Annotated in this window: 1 pseudogene; it reads right to left on the bottom strand. The window is 61.0% G+C overall.

From position 1 onward, the window contains the following. Positions 1-213: 213 nt before the first annotated feature. Positions 214-461 (bottom strand): annotated as a pseudogene (locus tag NQ018_RS11325) (ABC transporter ATP-binding protein); the annotation flags it as partial.

The raw sequence follows: 461 nt of genomic DNA, 5'->3' as shown, positions 1-461 counted from the left end.
GTTTCCAGGCCGATCATCACGAACTGGCCGTTCTCGAAGCGGAAGCCGCTGTCGCGGGTGGTGGTGAAACTGAAGTAGGCGTCGGTCCAGTGACGGACCTCAAGCACCGTTTCGGCGCCAAAAGCGGAGGACATGGGCGTATCTATCAAAAGTCGTCGGGGGAATTCTATCTCAAATGAGACGGGTTCTCATTGGGCGGAACGAGAGGCGTTCTCAGCGGTAACCCGCCGCCTGCAGCTCGAACAGCTCGGCATAGCGGCCGCCCTGTGCCATCAGCTGGGCGTGGGTGCCACTGGCCTCGATCCGGCCATCGGCCAGCACCAGGATGCGATCGGCCATGCGGACCGAGGAAAAACGGTGGGAAATCAATACGGCGGTGCGATTATCCGCCAGTTCCCTGAACCGCTGGAACACCTCGAACTCACTGCGCGCATCCAGTGCTGCCGTTGGCTCATCCAGGA

Source organism: Corynebacterium kozikiae (assembly GCF_024580965.1).
GTDB lineage: Bacteria > Actinomycetota > Actinomycetes > Mycobacteriales > Mycobacteriaceae > Corynebacterium > Corynebacterium kozikiae.
This window is presented reverse-complemented; position numbering and strand designations above follow the sequence as displayed.